Origin of the sequence: Wolbachia endosymbiont (group A) of Alloplasta piceator (assembly GCF_964028505.1) — a bacterium.
GTDB lineage: Bacteria > Pseudomonadota > Alphaproteobacteria > Rickettsiales > Anaplasmataceae > Wolbachia > Wolbachia pipientis.
In genome coordinates this window covers 858,920-879,866 of record NZ_OZ034793.1, presented here as the reverse complement: position 1 = coordinate 879,866, position 20,947 = coordinate 858,920, and the positions used below count along the sequence as shown (strand labels likewise).

General features: G+C 35.3%; 14 protein-coding genes. 6 read left to right on the top strand and 8 right to left on the bottom strand.

What is annotated here, in order from left to right; genetic code table 11:
* Window positions 1–5: 5 nt before the first annotated feature.
* Entirely contained in the window at window positions 6–1,604 is a 1,599-nt protein-coding gene (locus ABWU31_RS04260) for a glycosyltransferase family 2 protein (RefSeq protein WP_320157282.1), read from the top strand.
* On the top strand, window positions 1,586–2,614 hold the full coding sequence (locus ABWU31_RS04255) for a COX15/CtaA family protein (RefSeq protein ID WP_353271104.1): 1,029 nt from the start codon (window positions 1,586–1,588) through the stop codon (window positions 2,612–2,614). The genes ABWU31_RS04260 and ABWU31_RS04255 overlap by 19 nt, the downstream gene beginning before the upstream one ends.
* On the opposite strand, the gene ABWU31_RS04250 is transcribed toward ABWU31_RS04255, so the two are convergent.
* Both ABWU31_RS04250 and ABWU31_RS04245 read right to left on the bottom strand, forming a co-directional pair.
* Window positions 2,563–4,638, bottom strand: coding sequence for an acetyl-CoA carboxylase biotin carboxylase subunit (locus ABWU31_RS04250; protein WP_353271387.1), 2,076 nt, complete (start codon window positions 4,636–4,638; stop codon window positions 2,563–2,565). The genes ABWU31_RS04255 and ABWU31_RS04250 overlap by 52 nt on opposite strands.
* A gap of 61 nt (window positions 4,639–4,699) precedes the next feature.
* A complete protein-coding gene (locus ABWU31_RS04245) occupies window positions 4,700–5,362 on the bottom strand; it encodes an ankyrin repeat domain-containing protein (protein ID WP_264724182.1) in 663 nt (220 codons plus the stop codon).
* 149 nt (window positions 5,363–5,511) lie between these two features.
* Here ABWU31_RS04245 and gltX point away from each other — a divergent pair, with 149 nt between their 5' ends.
* On the top strand, window positions 5,512–6,864 hold the full coding sequence (gltX, locus tag ABWU31_RS04240; RefSeq protein ID WP_353271103.1) for a glutamate--tRNA ligase: 1,353 nt from the start codon (window positions 5,512–5,514) through the stop codon (window positions 6,862–6,864).
* Window positions 6,865–7,839: 975 nt separating this feature from the next.
* Window positions 7,840–9,645, top strand: a complete 1,806-nt coding sequence (gene sdhA, locus ABWU31_RS04235; RefSeq protein ID WP_353271102.1) for a succinate dehydrogenase flavoprotein subunit — start codon at window positions 7,840–7,842, stop codon at window positions 9,643–9,645.
* Here sdhA and ABWU31_RS04230 read toward each other — a convergent pair.
* The 5 genes from ABWU31_RS04230 to ychF form a co-directional block, all read right to left on the bottom strand.
* Window positions 9,617–11,458: an ankyrin repeat domain-containing protein gene (locus ABWU31_RS04230; RefSeq protein WP_353271101.1), complete on the bottom strand. Its 1,842-nt coding sequence runs from the start codon at window positions 11,456–11,458 to the stop codon at window positions 9,617–9,619. The genes sdhA and ABWU31_RS04230 overlap by 29 nt on opposite strands.
* Before the next feature lie 282 nt (window positions 11,459–11,740).
* Window positions 11,741–12,349 carry a guanylate kinase gene (gmk, locus tag ABWU31_RS04225; protein WP_236515176.1) on the bottom strand — a complete coding sequence of 203 codons (609 nt, stop codon included), beginning with the start codon at window positions 12,347–12,349 and terminating at the stop codon, window positions 11,741–11,743.
* Window positions 12,333–14,138, bottom strand: a complete 1,806-nt coding sequence (locus tag ABWU31_RS04220) for a pentapeptide repeat-containing protein (protein ID WP_077188063.1) — start codon at window positions 14,136–14,138, stop codon at window positions 12,333–12,335. The genes gmk and ABWU31_RS04220 overlap by 17 nt, the downstream gene beginning before the upstream one ends.
* On the bottom strand, window positions 14,131–15,324 hold the full coding sequence (locus tag ABWU31_RS04215) for an ankyrin repeat domain-containing protein (RefSeq protein ID WP_077188062.1): 1,194 nt from the start codon (window positions 15,322–15,324) through the stop codon (window positions 14,131–14,133). The genes ABWU31_RS04220 and ABWU31_RS04215 overlap by 8 nt, the downstream gene beginning before the upstream one ends.
* A gap of 357 nt (window positions 15,325–15,681) precedes the next feature.
* Window positions 15,682–16,776 (bottom strand): redox-regulated ATPase YchF, encoded by a 1,095-nt coding sequence (gene ychF, locus ABWU31_RS04210; RefSeq protein ID WP_010962597.1) that lies wholly within the window; start codon window positions 16,774–16,776, stop codon window positions 15,682–15,684.
* Window positions 16,777–16,893: 117 nt separating this feature from the next.
* Between ychF and ABWU31_RS04205 the strand changes: the two genes are divergently transcribed.
* Both ABWU31_RS04205 and ABWU31_RS04200 read left to right on the top strand, forming a co-directional pair.
* Window positions 16,894–17,838, top strand: coding sequence for a hypothetical protein (locus ABWU31_RS04205; protein ID WP_341810499.1), 945 nt, complete (start codon window positions 16,894–16,896; stop codon window positions 17,836–17,838).
* Window positions 17,839–17,925: 87 nt separating this feature from the next.
* Window positions 17,926–19,098 (top strand): CCA tRNA nucleotidyltransferase, encoded by a 1,173-nt coding sequence (locus ABWU31_RS04200; RefSeq protein ID WP_006279937.1) that lies wholly within the window; start codon window positions 17,926–17,928, stop codon window positions 19,096–19,098.
* Here ABWU31_RS04200 and ABWU31_RS04195 read toward each other — a convergent pair.
* A complete protein-coding gene (locus ABWU31_RS04195; protein ID WP_353271100.1) occupies window positions 19,095–20,858 on the bottom strand; it encodes a hypothetical protein in 1,764 nt (587 codons plus the stop codon). The genes ABWU31_RS04200 and ABWU31_RS04195 overlap by 4 nt on opposite strands.
* Window positions 20,859–20,947 lie beyond the last annotated feature (89 nt).

Genomic DNA, 20,947 nt, shown 5'->3' with positions numbered 1-20,947 from the left:
AACAATTGCCTATACTTCAAGCTGATAATGTAGAAAAAATTAAGTTTGATTCTAGTTTGTGCAAAGAGCCAGAGAAACTTTTTTACTATAAATTTAATATAATTCCTTGGCAAAAATTAAATAATACTACTTTTTTTATGGTTGAAGACACAAGCCGAGATATCAACCGTTGGGTCGAAGCTCATTACGGTATTGACTATGTATTAATAAAAGTGGATAGCGAACAGATTTTAAATCTTCTTAACTCGCACTTTGGTATTTCAGAATTTGCAAGCAACTACTTATATTACAAGAATCCTAATTTTTCAGCTAAAAGCATTAAACTAAGCTCAATATTTTTTGCTTCTTTCTTTATTGTCACTTCAATTTTAACACTAACAGAGAAATATACATATTTTGCTTTGATGTTGATATTTATAATCGGATGTTCTAGTTATTTATTCAAGTTTATAGCTACAGTTTTTAGCTTATGTGAAACCTCCAACCAAAAAGTGGATTATAGTAAGCTGAATGAAGAAGATTTTCCTATATATACTATTTTATTGCCTGCTTTTAAAGAAAGTGCAGTGATAGAGCAATTGATCGAAAGCATTGAAAGTTTGGATTATCCAAAATCAAAATTAGATGTGAAGCTTCAGGTAGAAAGTGATGACCAAGAAACGCTAGCAGCTATAGAAAAGTACACTTTACCGCAGTATTTTGAAGTAATAAAAGTGCCTCATTCTTTGCCTAGAACAAAAGCCAAGTCATGCAATTATGCTATGAGCTTTGCTAGAGGAAAGTATGCAGTAATATATGATGCGGACGATAAACCAGACCCATTGCAGTTAAAAAAAGCACTGATTGAATTTAATAAGGACGACGATAAGCTTGCCTGTGTACAGGCGAAATTAAATTACTACAATTGTGATTATAATTTTCTCACAAAATTCTTTTCTCTGGAGTATATGAACTGGTTTCAATACTTATTGCCTGGATTCCAAAAAATGAACATGCCGATGCCTTTGGGTGGTAGCAGTAATCATTTTTCAGTAAAAATTCTAAAAAAAGTGTTTTTCTGGGATGCTTACAGTGTTACCGAAGATGCTGACCTCGGTTTGAGACTTGCGCAAATGGGATATAAAACCAGGATGATTGACTCAGAAACATTGGAAGAGTCACCAATTGTTGTATTTGCTTGGATTAAGCAAAGAGCGCGCTGGATCAAAGGCTATATGCAAACTTATATTGTTCATTTAAAAAATATAAAGTCACTTTATAAACACACTGGATTTAAGGGAATTTTGCTATTGAATCTTTTTGTTGGCTCTGCAGCTTTTATATTTTTTACTACTCCATTTTTACTGCTTTCATTGATATTAACTAAAGTTTTAAATGAATTATTTTTGTACTACTTTGTAGTGGTATACGTTACTAACCTGATTCTTTTGGTAATAGCTGTCAAACAGCAAAAGATGCCTTTTTATTTTTATATAGTATCGATATTTTTTCCGGTCTATAGTCTGCTACATAGTGTTGCAGCTTTTCTTGCCTTATGGGAATTTATTCTTTACCCTGAGCGATGGAACAAAACTCAGCATGGTTTATGGAAGCAAAACCTGTAGCTATTTGGCTTTTTCTCTGCTCGGTCATGGTAATTCTCATGGTAGGGATTGGTGGATTTACCAGACTTTCAAAAGCAGGATTGTCAATCACAGAGTGGAAACCAATTACTGGAACATTACCACCACTGAGTGAACAAGACTGGCTACAAGAAAAATTAAAATACGAAGCTACACCTGAATATAAAGCACTTAACTATGGTATTAGTATGGAGGAGTTTCGCGCTATATACTTAATAGAATATGTACACAGATTGGTTGCAAGACTAACAGGTTTAGTTTTTGTCCTGCCATTTATATATTTCATATTAAGAAGAAAAATATCTAAAAAGGTAGTAATAAAGCTATGTGTGGCATTATTATTTGGAGCTTTACAAGCTTTTGCTGGTTGGTATATGGTAAAAAGCGGCTTGGTAGCCAAGCCTCATGTTAGCCACTATAGGCTCGCACTTCACTTATTATTAGCATTAGTTATCTTTGCATTATTGTCATATCAATTTTTTGATTATCAGATAAGGCCACAACAAACAAAACTTAAGGTTAGTGGTAACACTATATACTACGCAAGGATGATTTTGGTCCTAATTGTAATACAAATAATTTTCGGTGCATTTGTTGCAGGATTAAATGCTGGTTTGATTTACAATACCTTTCCACTAATGGACGGACAAATCGTTCCAGAAGATTTATTTTTCTTACAGCCTATATGGCTGAATATCTTTGAGAACAGAGCGACAGTGCAATTTATACATCGAGCACTGGCATTGCTAATACTAACTTTGGTAGTAATACTCACAATAAAAAATGCTAGCATAAAACCGGTATATATTATGCTGCTCTCCGTCGTCATTCAGATCATTTTAGGTGTAATTACTCTATTATTGCACATACCGATAGCCATTGCCATAGCTCATCAAGTGTTTTCATTTATCTTGTTTGGGTCAAGTTTATACTTCTTGTGTTATTTAAGGAAGCAGACTAGATCACCAATCTGCACATTTTTTCCTTCTTGAACGGGAATATTTTTTATCACCATTGCTGCTTCAGCACATATGATATTTTCCATTTTCATTGCCTCCACCACAAATAAAGGTTGTCCTATTTCCACCTGATCTCCTACATTTACGTGCAATTTAACTAATAAACCAGATATTGGGGATTTTACAGCATCTGCTGAAATCCCTTCTGTTTCATTATTTAGCATTAACTTACTTAATTCAGCTACATGAGGTTTTAATATACAACACTCAGCTTTCATACCTGCATGTCTTATGAAGTACTTGCTGCCTTGTCTTTCTATTTTAAGTGCTATATTGGTATCGTCATTAATTGTGATATATAGCAATCTATAACTTGATTTCCACTTGCCTATAACGGAGTATTTATTGTGATTATATACCGTTATTAATATATTATCTTGGTATTTTGCATTTACGGAGTACTCATTGTCATTTATATTCACTATGAATAAATCTCTTGCACGGTCACCTGCCATCCGAGTAGCTGATACTGGTGCCCCTTCTTTTTTACTAGATTCCAGTGTCACGCACTGGAATGACACCTGAGATGTTTCATTCACTGCTTTATGATGGTACCTTTCTTCATTTTCCAAATGAACATATAACGCAGTGAAAATAAATATTTTAATATACTCCTCTGTAACAAAATCGCCGTGAAACCCACTAGGGTAATGATCTGGAATGAATCTCGTATGGAGCTTTGCTGCGATAAAATTTGGGTGATGGAAGATGGATTCTAGAAATTCTATATTATTTGTTACTCCTTCTATATAGCATTCAGACAATGCTTTTTGCATTCTGCTGATCGCTTCTACTCTATCTTTTCCATATGTTATCACTTTGGCAATCATCGAATCATAGAACATGCTAATTTCTGAACCTGCAGCAACTCCATCATCTATTCTTACATAATCATTTTCACCCGGTTTATCGTAATATTTTATTCTTCCGCTGGAAGGGAAAAATTTCTTCGATGGGTCTTCAGCGCAAATTCTACTTTCTATTGCAGAACCAGTAAGTTTAATATCATCCTGATTGAATCTCAATTTCTCTCCACAGGAAGTTCTAATCATTTCTTCTACTATGTCTATTCCAGTTATAAATTCTGTTACTGGATGCTCAACTTGCAATCTCGTATTTACCTCAAGAAAATAGAAGTTTTGGTCTTTATCTACAACAAACTCAACAGTGCCTGCTGAAAAATAGCCAACTTGCTTTGCCAGAGAAACACATTGAACATACATTTTTTGTCTTACTTCTTCACTAATGAATGGACTTGGCGTTTCTTCTATTATTTTCTGATTATTCCTTTGTATCGAGCATTCTCTTTCTCCAAGACAAACTATATTGCCATATTTATCTGCTATGATTTGTATTTCAATATGTCTTGGCAACTCTATATATTTCTCTATAAAGATACTGCCATCCTTAAAACTTTTCTCTGCTTCATTTGTGGCTGATGTAAATGCTAGTTCAATTTCTTTTTTGGAGTTTACAATTCGCATTCCTTTGCCACCACCGCCTGATGCAGCTTTAAGCATAACGGGAAAACCGATCTCTTTAGCAACTTGAGCTGCGTGGGCAGCATCGCTGATCTTACCCATATATCCTGGCACTACATTCACTCCAGCTTTTTTTGCAGCTTCTTTTGCTGTTATTTTGTTGGCTGTAACTTCTATTGTTTCTGCACTGGGGCCGATGAAGTCTATATTATGTTTTTGAAGAGCACGTGGAAAATCTGGATTTTCTGCTAAAAAACCATAGCCAGGATGAACCGCCTCAGCACCTGTTTCAACTGCTACTTCACATATTTTTTCAATGTTTAAGTAACTGAGGCAAGATGGCGAAGGGCCGATATATCTTGACTCATCTGCTTGTCTTACATGCACAGAATTTACATCTGCATCCGAATATATGCATACACAAGATATACCCATCCTACGAGCAGTTCTGATAATCCTGCAGGCAATCTCTCCTCTGTTTGCTATTAAAATCTTACTGTACTTCTTTTCCGTCATCGTATGAGTATACTTTCTTAAGTTGAGAAAGTAAATTATTGCCTGCAAGTAATTTTTAGCTTCATGCTACAGCTAAATCACTATTTAAAAGTTGCATAACATCAGGATCTGTCACTATAGTACTTTCATCATACAAGCCGTATATCCCGTTACATGCCTTAAACAACAAACATGTAGATCCTCCAGAAGCTATTGTAGCTACTGAAGCTAGTGCAAGAGATTGAGAAACCAAAAATAAAAAGTACAAGGATAAACATAAGGCAGCAATACACGCTATAGCTCCTATTATGTATAAGCACAAATGAAATTTGCTATTACATATAAAACCGCCCTTTATACCTGCAATTTGCTTAGCTTCTTCCCGTTCTGCAGCATTTAAAAAATAAAGAGGAGCTACCGCTACTCTCCCATGAAGAATGCAGCTTTTATCACAGAGTGCTTCTTTAATATATCTCTTATTATCCTTAAGTTTCTCTTTTAATCTTTCTGATTCTTTCCAATTTTTAGCTTCTTCTGCTTTTTTAACCTTACTCTTAGTACCTTCTTCCAAATTTCTCATAATCTCTTTGAGTGCAGGTAGCAGAATTTCTTGACTTGCTGCTATATGAAATGGGTTCCCATTTTCATCAAGCCTATGCTTAGCTGCATAAGCAACATTCTCTGTGCAAATTCTGACAAATTCATCTTTATTTCTTGCTTTTGCAACTTCAAATAAGTCAGCCATAACATACCTCGCTATATTTAACCAACACTAAATTATACAACATAACTTACGAAAAACAAGTAGATTTTATCTCTCAGAATAAATAAATTCTAAATTGTTACAAACATAAATTTTAGCTATCATCATTTATATTACTGTAATAGACAAATATGCCAGACGTAGTCACTAGATTCGCTCCATCACCCACAGGGTTTTTGCATATTGGAGGGGCCCGCACTGCGTTATTTAATTGGCTCTATGCAAAGCATCATGGTGGCAAGTTTTTGCTGAGAATTGAAGACACCGACAGAAAACGTTCAACGCAAGAAGCAATTGATGCAATTATAGAAGGGCTAAGATGGCTCGGTATGAGCTATGATGGGGAAATAGTATATCAGTCAAAAAGAATAGAGTGGCATAAAGAAGTAGCAAACCTTTTAGTTGAGAAGGGTAGGGCGTATCACTGTTATTGCCCTGAGACAGAAAGGAAAATAAAAGCGAGAGAAGAAGGAAAAATATATAAGCACAAATGTATTAGTGTGACATCAAACGTAAAGCCTGTTGTCCGCTTTAAAGTGCCAGACTCGCAAGAGATCGTCATTGATGATAAAATATACGGCCAAATCAAAGTAAGTAGCGAGCAGCTTGATGATATAGTGATCTTACGCTCTGATAACACTCCAACATATATTTTTGCCGTAGTAGTTGACGATCATGATGCTGGAATAACTGATATAATACGTGGCTCTGACCATCTCACTAATACCTTTAAACATCTGCTAATATACCAGGCTCTTGATTTTGACATTCCACGCTTTGCACATGTGCCGCTTATCCATGGGGAAGATGGGAATAAGCTATCCAAAAGGCATGGTGCCACAAGCGTTTGCGATTATGAAAAGATGGGAATATTGCCAAAAGCGATGCGTAATTACTTGCTGAGACTTGGCTGGAGTCACGGCAACGATGAGATTATTAGCGATGAGCAAGCAATAGAGTGGTTTAATTTAGAAAGCATTGGTCGTTCACCTGCACGGCTCGATTTCAAAAAACTGGAGCATTTGAATAACCACTATATTAGTAATATGAGCAATGAAGATATTCTGACTCTAATGCTTAGAGAAAATACTCTAACTGACAAAAAAAAGGGCTATTTACTGCAGGGACTGACAGAGCTAAAAAAAAGAGCAAACTACCTGACCGAATTATTGGATTTAGCAAAATTTTATATTCAAGATCCGCCACTTGATTTAAGTGAAGAAGCTTGTCAAATTGTCAAATCTAACCTCAATATAATTAAGTTACTCGCATCATTTCTGTCAAAGATCGGTGATGAAAATTGGAATAAGGGTTTTTTATCTTCTCAGATCAAGGAATGTGCAAAATTGCACGATATGAAAATAAGCGATGTATACCACTCATTACGCGCCCCTATAACTGGAGTAATGGATGCACCTGGAATCATTGATATCATGGTGATTCTTGGTAAAGATGAGTGTATAAGAAGGTTACAAGCAATTTAAATGAAATAAGAAAATTACTTGACATCCTTCGCCAGCCCCCTTATCATGAAACTGAAGCTATTTATTTATCTTCGCAATCTGCAGATTAAAACGACAAAGGGAACTTTGTATTTGGCGTAAATCATGCTTAATTTTTTGCACTATGTGCACCTCATGTCTTTATAAAACTTCTGGGTTTCTACCTATACAATCCGAAACGCGCTTATAAAGCGTTTAAGACATCAAAAGACGTCAAATAGAACAAGGGAGAATTTGAATACTAGCTACCCTAGGTTTTCTTTGCCTTTTTTTTATTTGGTAAATTTCTTAAATATTTATAGCTAAACGACAATCGTCATCCCGCTGCTTGTGAGCGGGATCTAGAGATACCGCGAATGAATCGCGGTATGACGGCTAAGTAGGGTGTCATCCCAGTGCTTGACACTGGGATGGCTTTGTTGCATCGCTACTTATGAAAGGCTAACTATAGTTAGGATTATAAGCAACCTATTGAAAATCTTGTTTTTTTGCAATCAATCTGATCAAATTTAAGAATAGTAATTTGTTATTTATATTAATAAATTTAATTCTATTGAAAATAGCTAAAGCATTGAAATTCTTGAATTTTAGCCAGATTAGTGAGTGGTAGTGAAATTTCTTTTACTCAAATTTAGGTATTCACTGACCGTTCTTGTTATAAATACCAGAATAATAAGCTACTGATATTCCCTATCTTTTTTATCTTTAATCCATCATAGCTAGCGATGCAACAAAGCCATCCCAGTGTCAAGCACTGGGATGACACCCTGACAACCGTCATCCCGCTACGTGTTAGTGGCTGAGATACTGCGGCGGTATGACGTAGGACTGCTGTCACCCCGCTACGTGTTAGCGGGATCTATTATGAAATACCGCAGCGATATAGCTACAGAAAACTTGTATAGATTTTTTCTACTTCTGTGATATCATAAGCCTGTAATGATAAAATAAGTAAATATGGATAAGTCAGCGTATGAGATCATAGAACATGAGTATGATGTGGTAGTAGTAGGTGCAGGTGGAGCAGGGCTCAGAGCAACGCTTGGGATGGCTGCAACTAATTTTTCAGTTGCCTGCATTTCTAAAATTTTCCCTACACGAAGTCATACAGTTGCAGCACAAGGCGGAATTAGTGCAGCTTTAGGTAATATCGGTGAAGACGATTGGCGCTGGCATGCATATGACACAATAAAAGGTTCAGACTGGCTTGGTGATCAAGATGCAATAGAATATATGTGTAAAAACGCTGCTAAAGCTGTTATTGAACTTGAAAATTTTGGCGTACCTTTTTCTCGTACAGAAGATGGCAAAATATACCAGCGTTCCTTTGGTGGAATGACAACTCACTTTGGTAAAGGAAAATCAGCTCAACGCACTTGTGCGGCGGCAGATAAAACTGGGCACGCAATCCTTCACACTCTATATCAGCAGTGTCTTAAATTCAACGCTGAATTTTTTGTTGAATACTTTGTGATTGATTTAATTATGGATAGCGAAACCGGAGCATGCTGCGGAGTTCTTGCTTGGTCGCTATGCGACGGCACATTACATAGATTTCGTGCGCATAGAGTGGTGTTAGCAACAGGTGGATATGGACGTGTTTATTTCTCTGCAACAAGTGCGCATACCTGCACAGGTGATGGTAATGGCATGGTAGTAAGGGCTGGATTACCACTTGAAGATATGGAATTTGTACAATTTCATCCAACAGGAATATATGGCTCAGGGTGCCTGATGACAGAAGGATGCCGTGGTGAAGGGGGGTACCTCGTTAATTCTCAGGGCGAGAAGTTTATGGAACGTTACGCACCAAAAGCAAGAGATTTAGCTTCCCGTGATGTGGTAAGTCGCGCAATAACAATTGAAATTAGAGAGGGAAGGGGAGTTGGACCGAAAAAAGATTACATGTATTTAACTATAGCGCATCTTGATCCGGAAGTAATAAAACTCAGATTGCCGGGCATCAGCGAAACCGCAAGAACTTTTGCTGGAGTTGATGTCACTAAAGATCCAATACCGGTCATTCCGACTGTTCACTACAACATGGGCGGCATTCCAACCAATTATCATGGAGAAGTGATTACGCTGAAGCAAGGTAAGGAAGAAGTGGTAGATGGACTATTTGCAATTGGAGAAGCTGCGTGCGTCTCTGTGCACGGTGCAAATCGACTTGGTTCTAACTCGCTTCTTGATCTTGTGGTTTTTGGCAGAGCTGCAGCGCTCAGAGCAAGAGAGAAACTAAAATCCGGTACACCACATAAAAAATTGCATTCAGACTGCACAGACTGGATAGTAGATAGATTCAGTAAAATGCGATTTGCTTCTGGTGGGCTAAAAGTAGCAAAAATACGCAGTGAAATGCAGAACACTATGCAAAAATACGCATCAGTTTTCCGTGTTGCTGAAGTTTTAGAAGAAGGCAAAAAAGCTATAAAAAAGGTAGCAAAAATGATGCCTGATATTTCACTTGAGGATCGCAGTATGATGTGGAATAGTGATTTAGTTGAAGCACTGGAGCTTGCTAACATGATCCCACAAGCGGTTATTACCATGGAATGCGCAGCTAATCGCGAGGAAAGCAGAGGTGCCCATGCTCGTGAAGACTTTCCTGAACGTGATGACAAAAACTGGATGAAGCACACTATAGCGTGGCTTGAAGAAAAGAAAGGGCAAATTAACGTAAAAATTGATTATAAAAAAGTGGCTGAAAAAACTCTGAGCGGTGAGATTGATTTCATAGCGCCAGAGAAGAGGGTTTATTAGTCAGCCCATCTAGCTTATTCATGAATTGACGTAGTATTGATACATCGCTCATTTTAGTAGCTGGGTTTTCTGTATGCTCTGGTTGATTTGGTGACTCTTGTACTGCTTGATTTTTAGTCTCATTTCTTAAATTCTGTTGATCATTATTAACAAGGTTCTTCGAAGCTTGATTCTGCTCTGTTGTTGAATTAGAGCGGTTTTTGTCGTTAAATGTGTCCTGTGCTTTGTTGGTTGATTTTTCAAAAAGTTTCTTAATACCACTAAATCCTAAAGTTAAAGTAAGGCATATAACTCCAGCAACAGCTATGATAGGAATGGCTGCTCCAATTGCCATTTGACCCTGAAAGAAAGCAAATGTTACCATTGCAATAACAGTAATCGTTATCGTGATTGCTAACAGTTCGCGGGTCCTTTTTGCTGGATCTATGAATCCTGCTACAGCAGATACTCCTTTTTTTATACCAGAACCTGCTTCTTTAATGCCAGACTTGCATTTTTTTGAAGCAGTTTTACAGTGGTATTTTTCTTCAAGCTTCTCTTTTAGTTCTTTAGCTTTCTCCTGTGCTTTCTGTGGAGTCCCTGAATAATCTTTTAGATCTCGTAAAGTTAAATAGTACTTTTTAGTATGGAATTTTGGATCTTTCAGCTCCAGAGAACAGGGATCAGCGCCTATTTCTAGCAGCATTGTACAAAATTTTGTTGTATTGTCATAAGCAGTTGCTGTATCAAAAATTGTTCCTTGCGGTAGGTATTCGATACTTCTTTTTTCTGCTTTTTTCTTTAATGCCAATTCTAGGGGTGTGTTCCCTTCTCCATTCTTAGCATTTATAGCTTTACCTAATTTATCTTTAGATATTGTTCCATTTTTTACTAAACCTAAAATCAATTCCAAACATGTAACTTTTTGTTCTCCTTTGAATGAAGCAATATAGTGCAGAGCATTTTTTTCATCTTTATCTTGCACAGTAATATCTGCACCGTTTTTTAGCAATAGTTCTAGGGTTTCATACCTTTTAGTTTTTTCAAATTTTCTATCTGTACATGATCGATCCTCATTCTTTCCTTTTATATGCTGAAGCAGCTGATGAAGAGGTGTTTGTTCTTCCTGATTTTCACTATTAATGAGTTGTGCTAAATCTTCCTCGGTGACCGTTTTTATTAGGGTACCTAGAAACTTGCATTTCTGTTTCTTTTCCAATGGCACGATAAGGTGTAAAATATTATTTCCTTTTTCATCTTTTATGCCGTTAACATTCGTACAATCTTTTAGATATTTTTTAAATTTCCTGTTATTTCCATTTTTGATCGCTTTTAGTAATTGAACATTATTATTCGTTATCCCGTTTATTTTATGATCATCTTCAACATCACTGCCGTAGCCACTTTCTGCTTCACTATTCCTACGATCATTTTGGTTACAATATCTGCTATTACAAGTAATTTTAAAAATTACTTGCTTTACTCGCTCTTTTGTTTCATTTGGTATTTTTTTCGATCGTTCTATTACTTCATCTAGCACTGGAAGAAAGCATTGGACATAATACCTATAATATTTTTCTTGTTCTCTAAGTGATTCTTCTAATTTAGTTAATACTTCAGGGCTAGCACCTTCCTTGAATAACCTTTTACACTCCTTGAGAGCTCCATCTTGACCTCTTGGTTTTTCACGCTTGTGTTCTTCTTTTTTTACCTTTCTCTCTATAATGCCATACAATTGTTCGTCTTTTCTATCCCGCTCTTGCTTTTCATTTTTATCTATGTATTCATCTAATTTTTTTGCATTAGTAGTTAGTGCAGTTATATCTATACCCATACTAAAACCTCAATATTAAAAGCTATTTAAGTTGTCAGCACTAAACTAACAACCAAGAAGTTTGACTTTTAAATTGAGCTAAACGTTGTATATGTATAGGTGGAAAGGCAGAAAACTAGTTTCTATTAGAAAATCTGTTATCATAGTCAAATCCTCACTTGAACAGTTGCTACTATTTTAACCATTTAATCTTAAAAAATAATAAATATAGCTAAACTGTGAAACGTGCTATTGGCTAAAATAGGATAAGAAACTATAGCTGCAAATATCCAAATTGATTTTTTATAAATCTTCCAGGCTTGGTTTTTCTTCTGATTTTTTAAGTCTTTCTTTATTTAGTATGGAGCTTATCTCTTCTACACTTTTATCAATATCATCATTGATTATTACATAATCATATTTATCACGTTTGCTTATCTCTTTTTGAGCTTCGGCTAATCTGCGCTCTATTTCGCTTGCATCATCACTATTACGCTTTTGCAAACGCAACCTAAGCTCTTCCATTGAAGGGGGAAGTATAAAAACACTTACAACTTTTTTTCTCATGAGCTTGAATAAGTGAAATGCTCCTTGCCAGTCTATGCTGAGTAAAACGCTTATTCCATTGCTTAAGTTTTGCTCTATAAAATTTCTTGGTATACCATAAAAATTCTCAAAAACTTTGGCGTATTCAAGCATTTGGCCAGCTTTGCATAACTCGTGAAATTTTTCTTCGGTAACGAAAAAATAGTCTTTTCCATTTATTTCGCCGGGGCGAGGCTTGCGCGTAGTCATAGAAACAGACCTAACTAAATTAGTTGATCGCTCAAGTAATTTTGCTGATATAGTAGTTTTTCCAGCTCCAGAAGGGGAGGATAGAACCAATAATACGCCCTCACTTTTTATGGTCATTTTTCTTTGCATTTTTTAACATGGTGCTTTTTGGATCAGAGTTTAAAAAGCTAGAACCTTCTAAATTAGAATTTGATAAGTTGGTGCCAATGAGAGAAGAGTTATCAAAGACAGTATAGCGCAAATCGGTCTTTTCAAAATTTGCCTTATTCAAATTAACGTTTACAAACTTTGCTCTACTTAATGTTGAATTAGAAAAATCGGCATTTTCTAAATTCATATTCTTAAATTCAAAGTAAGAATAATTTACATTAAATTTTTCACCCTGTGATATTTTCTCTTGCAAATCTTTAATCGAAGTTATAGCATTTTCTGAACCTGCAAGTTTTTTCTGTCCTTTATTGTCAATCAAAATTGAATTATCAAATTTGCAACCTGTTAAGTGAGCATCAACAACTGAACTTTTATATATGCTTGAAGAGAGAAAAGACATATCACTAATTGTTGAATTGCTCAAATTGCTAAGAAAAAAGCTAGTTTTCCTAAAGGCATTAGCGTGAAGCAAAGAAGATCTGAAATCGCTTTCAATAAAATTTGAATTAGTTACTTTTAAATTAGACCAGCTTGAATTATCAGCTAATAAATTAAAGAATGTTGAATTTTCTATTTCACTGGAATCAATATTATGGCGAGAAAGTGTACTGTTATAAACTTGAGAGTCTTGGATTTTTATCTTATACATTGAAGTTGTAGAAAGGTCTGAATCTTCTATCTTCGCAGAGGTGAATAGTGAATGGTCAAAAAATGAGCCATTCATGTTAGAATTCGCAACTTTAGTATTATGAAACTTTCCGTGACGAATGTCAGCATTAGAGACATTAACTTGATGCAGTTCACTAAAACTAAAATCAATATTGGATAAATCAGCATCCTGAAGATTTGCTTCAGAAACATATGTATGCTTTATCTTGGAACCATTTAGTATAGATTGAACAAAACTTGAATTATCGTCATTCACATAGGAAATTTGTGTGTTGCTTAAATTAGTTTCGTCGAAGTTACTGTTAATTATGATAGAAGAATTAAGGTAGGCAGCGGAAAGATTGCTACCTGTAAAGTCTGATTCTTTTAACTCTGCACCATATATGTTAGCATTTTTTAATGAAGAAAATTGTATCTTCAATTTATATGCATCCACTCCAAAGAAACTTGCATTATCAAGGTTGTTTTTCTGCATAACAGTATCGTTTATTTCACTATCACTAAAATTTACGTGGCTAACATTCGAGTTTGATAAGTTGGAGAAATTCATTTTCACATTCGAGAAATTAGTATGCAAACCAATTACGTTGTGCATACTCACTTTTTTGAGATCGGAACTGATAAAATCAGCATAACTAACATTAGACTGATCAAATACGATATCTGTTAAGTTTGCAGAAACAAATTTTGTAAAACTCAAATTTGTACCTTTTATTTTAATGCCATGTAAATTAGCATTGGAGAAATTAGCACCACGTAAATCAACATCAATGAAAGACACGTCGGATAAATCGGTGTTAGAAAAATCAGCACCAATCAGACTTACTCCATCAAAAACAGATTTACTTAGGTACAGTTGGTTAAAATTAGCTCCATTTAAGTTAGAACCAAAACCTTTCTTAAAATCTTCTGGCACGCCCTCTTTGTGGCACTGCACCAAAAATTCAGCAAAGTCTTTTTTACTGTAAGATACGTATTTTGCATCACGCAAAGCGTTTAAAAAATCACTAATCTGATTTTTTTCATCATTTGTTTCGTTTCCATAACATAAATGACCAACTAAAATTAATATCAAAAATCTAATCATCTTGCTTATCGCACTGTATTTCTTTCGTTTTCACAGCCCAATCGTACATTGCTGAGCTTTCTTTATTGTCTATTTTTCTATCCTCCAAAAGATGTGGCATCATTTCGGCAATCGCATTTATTATATTGATCTGCTTTTTTTCGATTGCTATATCAATTGGGGATTGAAAATTATTGTTAACTACTCTAAGATCAGCACCTTGTAATAAGAGAAAGCGCACTATGTCTACCTCACCTTGTTTAACTGAATAAATGAGAGGAGTATCACCCAATTTATTTCTAAACCTTAGTATCTCTTGAATTGTTAATCCAATTTTTTCTAGCTTACTTATTACTCCTCTTAAGCAAGTTAAGTTGTTCTTCTTAATGCAGTAAAAAAATTGCTTACTGTAATCATCAATAAACACAGTTGTAGGAAGATGCTCATTAAGGCTATCATATTGTCGTTTATATATTGACTTGCTTTGTATGTCTTTATGACCCCATTCTTTTATTGGTTCTCTGTTTAGCTTTGTCCATTTTTGTAAACTTTTCTTTTCACTTTGCTCTTCTTCATCTTTTTTAGTTATAGGTTTTACTCTATTGCGGTCCTTGGAATTACTGTTTGTTTCTTTCACTTTTTTTTCTTCAGACTGATTCTCTACTTTTTCTTTTTTTCCCTCTAATAATTGACTCGCATCACTTTTTGAAAGTTCATTATCTTTTATATCAATCTTCTGATCAGCTTGTAGATTTTTTTGCGGGTTAGCTGTATTCTCATTTAAATCAGCACTTAAAGGCAAAGGCTCTGGTTTCAAATCTTTATTCACTTCTTTATTGGCCACATTTGGTAAATTTTGAGCAAATTTGTCTGTGCTTCCTTCTAGCTGGTCATTTGGCAAATCTTTATCAATCCTTTCACCTTCACTTATAGTTTTTTCAACCACGAAAGCTTTGTTCTCGTTGTGTTGCAGTTTCTCTTTATCGGTAGTGCCGTCTAATCTTTTGCTCTCAGCCTCTTGTGTTTGTTTAGCATCGACGTTGCTTTTTAACTCATCTTTTTGATTTGTGCTATCTTGCTTCCTTACACCTACATTTTCGTTTTTATGAACTGATTCAATTTTCTTTTCTTCAAATTGCTCTACAGCAAATAGGCTCAGTGATCCGAATACAACAGCTAATAATATAAAATATAAAATATTTTTCATAAATATCCCAAGCATAAGCTTAATTAAAATGATACTATAATCAAATGATTAATCTACAGTAAAAAATGCCTTAGGATTTAATTTATAAAAAACAATAGATTTTTTGTATCTGTTCAGGGGCATCGCAAATATTGAAGCAAAGTGGTCAGTGCTTACTGTACGAACATTGTGATTTGAGAGCAATCTCCGCTAGGGAGGATGTCATCCCAGTGCTCCTTTCTCGTCATCCCAGTGCCCAGACACTGGGATCCAGAAAAAAGAATGGTGTCATGCAAGTAGCCTCCTTCTCCTGTCATCCCAGTGCCCAGACACTGGGATCCAGAAAACTTAACTTTAAATAAGTGGCTGCATAATAAACTACACATTAAACCTAAAGTGCATTATATCACCATCTTGCACGATGTAATCTCTGCCTTCAAAGCGAATTTTTCCTGCGTCTTTGCAAGCTGATTCACTTCCATACTTTATGTAGTCTGCAAAGCTTATTGTCTCTGCTTTTATAAAGCCTTTCTCAAAATCAGTGTGGATTACACCTGCTGCTTTATCGGCTGTTGACCCTATTTTTACTGGCCATGCCCGTGCTTCTTTGGGGCCCACAGTAAAGAAAGTTATCATACTCAGCACTTCATACATAATACGCGCTACTCCATCAAGGCCTGATTCTTGTAAGCCAAATTCTGATAAAAAACTCTGTTTTTCCTCTTCACTATCAAGATTTGCAATATCTGCTTCGAGTTTTGCTGAAATGCAATAAAATTTGCTTTTATTTTCCTCCGCCATCCTCTCTACCTTTTTAGATAATTCATTGCCAGTTATAACATTTGTATCTTCAACATTGCAAACGTACATAACGGGCTTTGTTGTCAGCAATTGAAGCAACTTCATCTCATCTTCATTGATATTCTCCAAACTTCTTGCAGGTTTACCTAATTTTAAAGTAGCTAATACCTCTTGCATTAATTCAAGTTGTCTCTTTAGCTCTTTATCACCTTGCTTTGCTTTCTTTTCCAATTGAGGAAGCCTTTTTTCTATGCTATCAATATCAGCTAGGATTAATTCCATTTCTACCACTTCAGCATCTGATATTGGATCTATTTTACTGTGTATATGGCTGATATCGTCATCCGTAAAGCACCTGAGCAGATGAACGATGGCATCAACTTCTCTGATATGGCTTAAAAATTTATTGCCAAGCCCTTCGCCTTTGCTCGCACCCTTTACCAGACCTGCAATATCTACAACTTCTAATTGGTTGTAGATTACCTTCTCTGAGCCTGCAATTGCTGCGATTTGTTTCAAACGTTGATCTTTTATCGAAATCTTGCCTATATTTGGCTCGATTGTGCAAAAAGGATAATTTGCAGCTTCGGCTGCACTTGACTCTGTAAGCGCATTAAATAAGGTTGATTTTCCTATGTTTGGTAACCCAACTATACCGCAGTTAAAACTCATATTTGCTATGTAAAATTATAACTATTGCATAATTTAAAAATTTCTGCTATACTTAATTAGTCGCTTATTGACAATTTTGTTGGTATAGTAATATATAGCTTAAATTGAGGTAAAACTATGACTACAGCTAAGAAACGGAAACTACCAAGTGACTTTCATGATGTTGAGGTTGGAATAAAAAGGCCCAGGATCTCAGGGCAAGAAATAACTCTTTTAAATAGTAACCCTTACCCTGACAATTTCTATGTAGGACAAGCAATTGGTAATGGAAGCTGTTTTTTTGACTCGTTCAGGCAAAGTCTAGAACAACAGACAGGAGAGCAAGTTACTGTCGAAAAATTAAGAAATGATTGTAGGGAATTTGCGCAAAAGAATCCGCCAAAGTGGTTTACAAATGCAATTGTCAATAGTCATGATAACAATGGCCAGCACCGTAGTGAAACTGTAGATGATTATACAGCAGACATTATGCGTAACAGTAGGTGGGGTGATCCTGACGTTGAAGGCAGAATACTTTGTGAAAAGTATAAGGTAAAGCTACATGTTATAGAGAACCAGACTGTTGATAACCAAGATCTGTCTTTGCATGAATTAATAGACAATTCAGGTTCAAAAAGTGCAGGTGAATACAATAAAGTTGATTATGATGATAGTAGTATTGTGCATATAATAAACAAAGGCGGATTGCATTTCGAACCATTGCTTGATAGAAATAAAAGTTTAGCAAAACAACTGCAAGAGGAAACCAAACTTAAACAAGAGCAAGAACAAGAAGATTTCCTATTAGCAAAAAAACTGCAGCTAGACGAGATCTTAGAATATTGTAACCTTTCAAAGGATATCTCTGAGAGAGCAGAGGTTGAAAAGGGATTTGATAAGTTATTGGCAGAAAATGCTGATGGAAAAATTGGTGATGTTGTAGGGCAGTGCGTTAGTGATATAAAGCAGCGCATAGAGCGCTCTGAGAAGCAAAACCCTTCAAGCTCACCAAGATGTAGTATGGAGGAATCAAGAACAGAAAAAACATTTCATCAACAACAAATATCACAATTGGAAGTGTAAAATAAATCTTCATAGCTCTGTATATTTTTATATAGGGCTTTTGCAAGCATTTCATATAATATGAACTTGCAGTACGTACTAACCTAAATGCAAGTTGACCATGAGACTAGTTTAATTATTGATGCCATAGAGGAATTTGGCGGTGAGGCTAGGCTTGTCGGCGGATGTGTGAGAGACTCAATTTTGCAGCGTGATGTTCACGACATCGATTTAGCTACTAATTTGCTTCCCAATCAAACGATTAAAGCGCTAAAACTCCGTAATATAAAAACTATTCCAACTGGCTTAAAACATGGAACTATCACTGCGGTTCTAAATCAAAGATCTTTTGAGATCACAACACTAAGGCATGATGTGAAATGTGATGGTAGGCATGCAAAAGTAGAATTTACCAATAATTGGCAAGCGGATGCTTCAAGGCGCGACTTTACATTTAATGCTCTGTATGCAGATAAGCATGGCCATATATATGACTACTTTGGTGGTATAGAGGACTTAAAAGCGCGAAGGTTAAACTTTATAGGCAACGCTGAAGATAGAATTAAAGAAGACTATCTACGTATTTTAAGAGCATTTCGTTTTCATGCAAAAATATGTGCCGGAGATTTGAGTGATGAAATACTAAGCGTATGCAAAAAGCATTCGCATATGATTCAAAACCTCTCTGGAGAGAGAATAAGAGATGAAATACTTAAATTGCTGGAGTGCAATGATCCTTTTCCAACACTTAAGAGCATGCAAGAATCTGATGTTTTGCAAAAGATTATCCCAAAAGAAGTAAAATGCGAAATTCTGTCTTCGTCACTTCTTTTGGGCACTGATGCACTAGTAAAATTAGCGTTACTTCTTAGGACCACCAAAAATGACAGGCTAAGTCTTGGAGAATATGTAAGCAAATTTTTACGTCTTTCGAACAAGCAAAAGAAAAAGCTGCTATTTTTACTATCCAACGATATCAAAACAGAGCTTTCGGAAAAAGAGCAAAAAAAGTACATATCTTTATTTGGTAGAGAACTATATTGTGATTTAATAAAAATTTGTGGTGTTGAGTCTGGAGAAAATATTGACAAATACATTTCATTTGCTAATACATTCAATATTCCAAAATTTCCTTTATCTGGCGATGATTTAATAAGTATAGGTCACCAGCCAGGAAAAAGTTTAGGTAAAAACTTAGAATTGCTAAAACAACATTGGGAAGACAGCTCCTACACTTTAACAAAAGAGGAGCTGGTGCTTTATGCTAAGAGCCTACTTTAACTTGCTTTCCGACTGTTCAATGAATGTATGCTTACAGTATTAGTGTGACTCATCGAGGAATTAGGTGTGTATTCTTTTTTAGCTTTTTCTGTTAATTGGTATTCGTTTACTCCTCCTTGAGTTTGATTACATATTCCCTGATCTGTAGATAAAAATTTATCTCTTATGCTTGATGTCAGTTGTAACTCTTGAATCTTATCTAAAAAAAATCTCATTCTAGCTTCTACTAGCTCTTTCACAACAATTTCTTTAAGTAATTCTACTGAGTCGTTATTATTATTATTCTTGCTATTAAAGCTGTGCAAGATAGAGTCTACAATCTTATTTACCCCTTCTTGTTTGTTAAATTCTAATTTTTTTACGCATTTTCTAACAGAAGGTGACAACTTGGCTTTTAACGTGTCATCTCGTAGTTCTTTACCCATATTTTTTCCAATGTTACAATGTTCGTTGACAACTTCTTTAACCTTAGCTTCTATGATCTCCCTTGCGGATTGTTTCAAATTACTTTCTAATAATTCAAGCAGCTTACTGCTTTCAAATTTGCCATCATCTTGATTTGATAGAGACTTTATAGTTTCATTAAGCACGTTATGGCAAAAGTGTTTCTCTTTAAATTCAGGAAAACCTTTTTTTAACTCCTCGTTTTTCCCAGATAAAAAGTTATTGAGACCCTTATCCCTAGAAAGCTTATTGGGCAAGTTTCGTAATTTTGAAAGAGTTGATTTTGCAGTAGATACTGTACTCACTGCACCTGCCTTTTTAGCCAATTGACCTTCTTTTGCTTCCTGTAGTTTCTTAGTGTCAGCTTTCAATTGACCTTCTAAATCAATCTCCAATTGTTGTTTAGATTCTTGAACACTTTGTAATTGCTTCCCCAAGTTCTCCATTTCACCCAATTGAGCAGTCAATGTATTCACACTTAATCGTAGAGCTTTGTTTTCATGACCTAAGTCACTGACTTTATTTTCTAATTCAGTATTTTTGTCTTTAGCCTGACACAATTTATCAGTCTGTGATTTAAGTAAAGCCACTAATTTGCTAGCTTGCCATTGTTGATTCAATTCAATTAATTTATCCTCCTTGTCCTTTAACCTACTCTTAAGTTCTATTATTTGTGCTTGCAGACTTTCATTATCTTTCCTAGTAGCTTCAATTTCTTCTCCTTGCTCTCTTATTATCATGTATTGATCAAATATAGTTTTCTGTTGTTCATCAACTTTATCCTGCATTGCTTTTTTATCTTGTTTGTATTTGGTTAGTTCCTCTTCTCGTTCGCCTGCATCTTCTGTAAGTCCCTTATAACTCTTTTCAAGTCCTTCAATTGCAGATCGTAATTCTCTATTTTCTTCTTTTAAGGAAGCATTTTGTAAACGTTCAAGTTCTAATTCCTGATTTATGCCCTCCAGCTGTTCTTCTAATGCTTCATCATCTTCCTCTGTTATCAATGCTACTCCATCAGTCTGAACCCCTCCATCTTTGTTTATCACTACACTTTGGCTCTCTTTCTCTACAACTTCAGGTTTTAAGTCAACTTGAACACTTCCATCTATTGTCTTAAAAGCATCAGTTTGAACTTCATTGTTTGCAGTAGTTTTATCGTAGTACAAAATATTTTCTGCCCATCTATTCCATCTCTTGGGCAATATTCGTCCAATCGTTTTTAGATATAACCAAGCAAATACAGTAGACCAGCTGTATTTTTTTTCCTTTCGCTTAATATTAATTTCATAATTAACCTTATTATTAATATTTAGCATAAAATTACCTCATTTTTTAACTTTAATTTACAGAAAATTTTAATAGTAATAAAGTTATATATATTAGTATAAATGTTAAATAAATACTA

Bases quoted from the DNA above. Each gene is read 5' to 3' on its own strand.
- ABWU31_RS04250 (WP_353271387.1), bottom strand. From the start codon at position 4,638: ATGACGGAAAAGAAGTACAGTAAGATTTTAATAGCAAACAGAGGAGAG.
- ABWU31_RS04255 (WP_353271104.1), top strand. From the start codon at position 1,586: ATGGAAGCAAAACCTGTAGCTATTTGGCTTTTTCTCTGCTCGGTCATG.
- ABWU31_RS04230 (WP_353271101.1), bottom strand. From the start codon at position 11,458: ATGGGTATAGATATAACTGCACTAACTACTAATGCAAAAAAATTAGAT.
- ABWU31_RS04205 (WP_341810499.1), top strand. From the start codon at position 16,894: ATGACTACAGCTAAGAAACGGAAACTACCAAGTGACTTTCATGATGTT.
- ychF (WP_010962597.1), bottom strand. From the start codon at position 16,776: ATGAGTTTTAACTGCGGTATAGTTGGGTTACCAAACATAGGAAAATCA.
- gltX (WP_353271103.1), top strand. From the start codon at position 5,512: ATGCCAGACGTAGTCACTAGATTCGCTCCATCACCCACAGGGTTTTTG.
- ABWU31_RS04215 (WP_077188062.1), bottom strand. From the start codon at position 15,324: ATGAAAAATATTTTATATTTTATATTATTAGCTGTTGTATTCGGATCA.
- ABWU31_RS04200 (WP_006279937.1), top strand. From the start codon at position 17,926: ATGCAAGTTGACCATGAGACTAGTTTAATTATTGATGCCATAGAGGAA.
- gmk (WP_236515176.1), bottom strand. From the start codon at position 12,349: ATGACCATAAAAAGTGAGGGCGTATTATTGGTTCTATCCTCCCCTTCT.
- ABWU31_RS04220 (WP_077188063.1), bottom strand. From the start codon at position 14,138: ATGATTAGATTTTTGATATTAATTTTAGTTGGTCATTTATGTTATGGA.
- ABWU31_RS04245 (WP_264724182.1), bottom strand. From the start codon at position 5,362: ATGGCTGACTTATTTGAAGTTGCAAAAGCAAGAAATAAAGATGAATTT.
- sdhA (WP_353271102.1), top strand. From the start codon at position 7,840: ATGGATAAGTCAGCGTATGAGATCATAGAACATGAGTATGATGTGGTA.
- ABWU31_RS04195 (WP_353271100.1), bottom strand. From the start codon at position 20,858: ATGCTAAATATTAATAATAAGGTTAATTATGAAATTAATATTAAGCGA.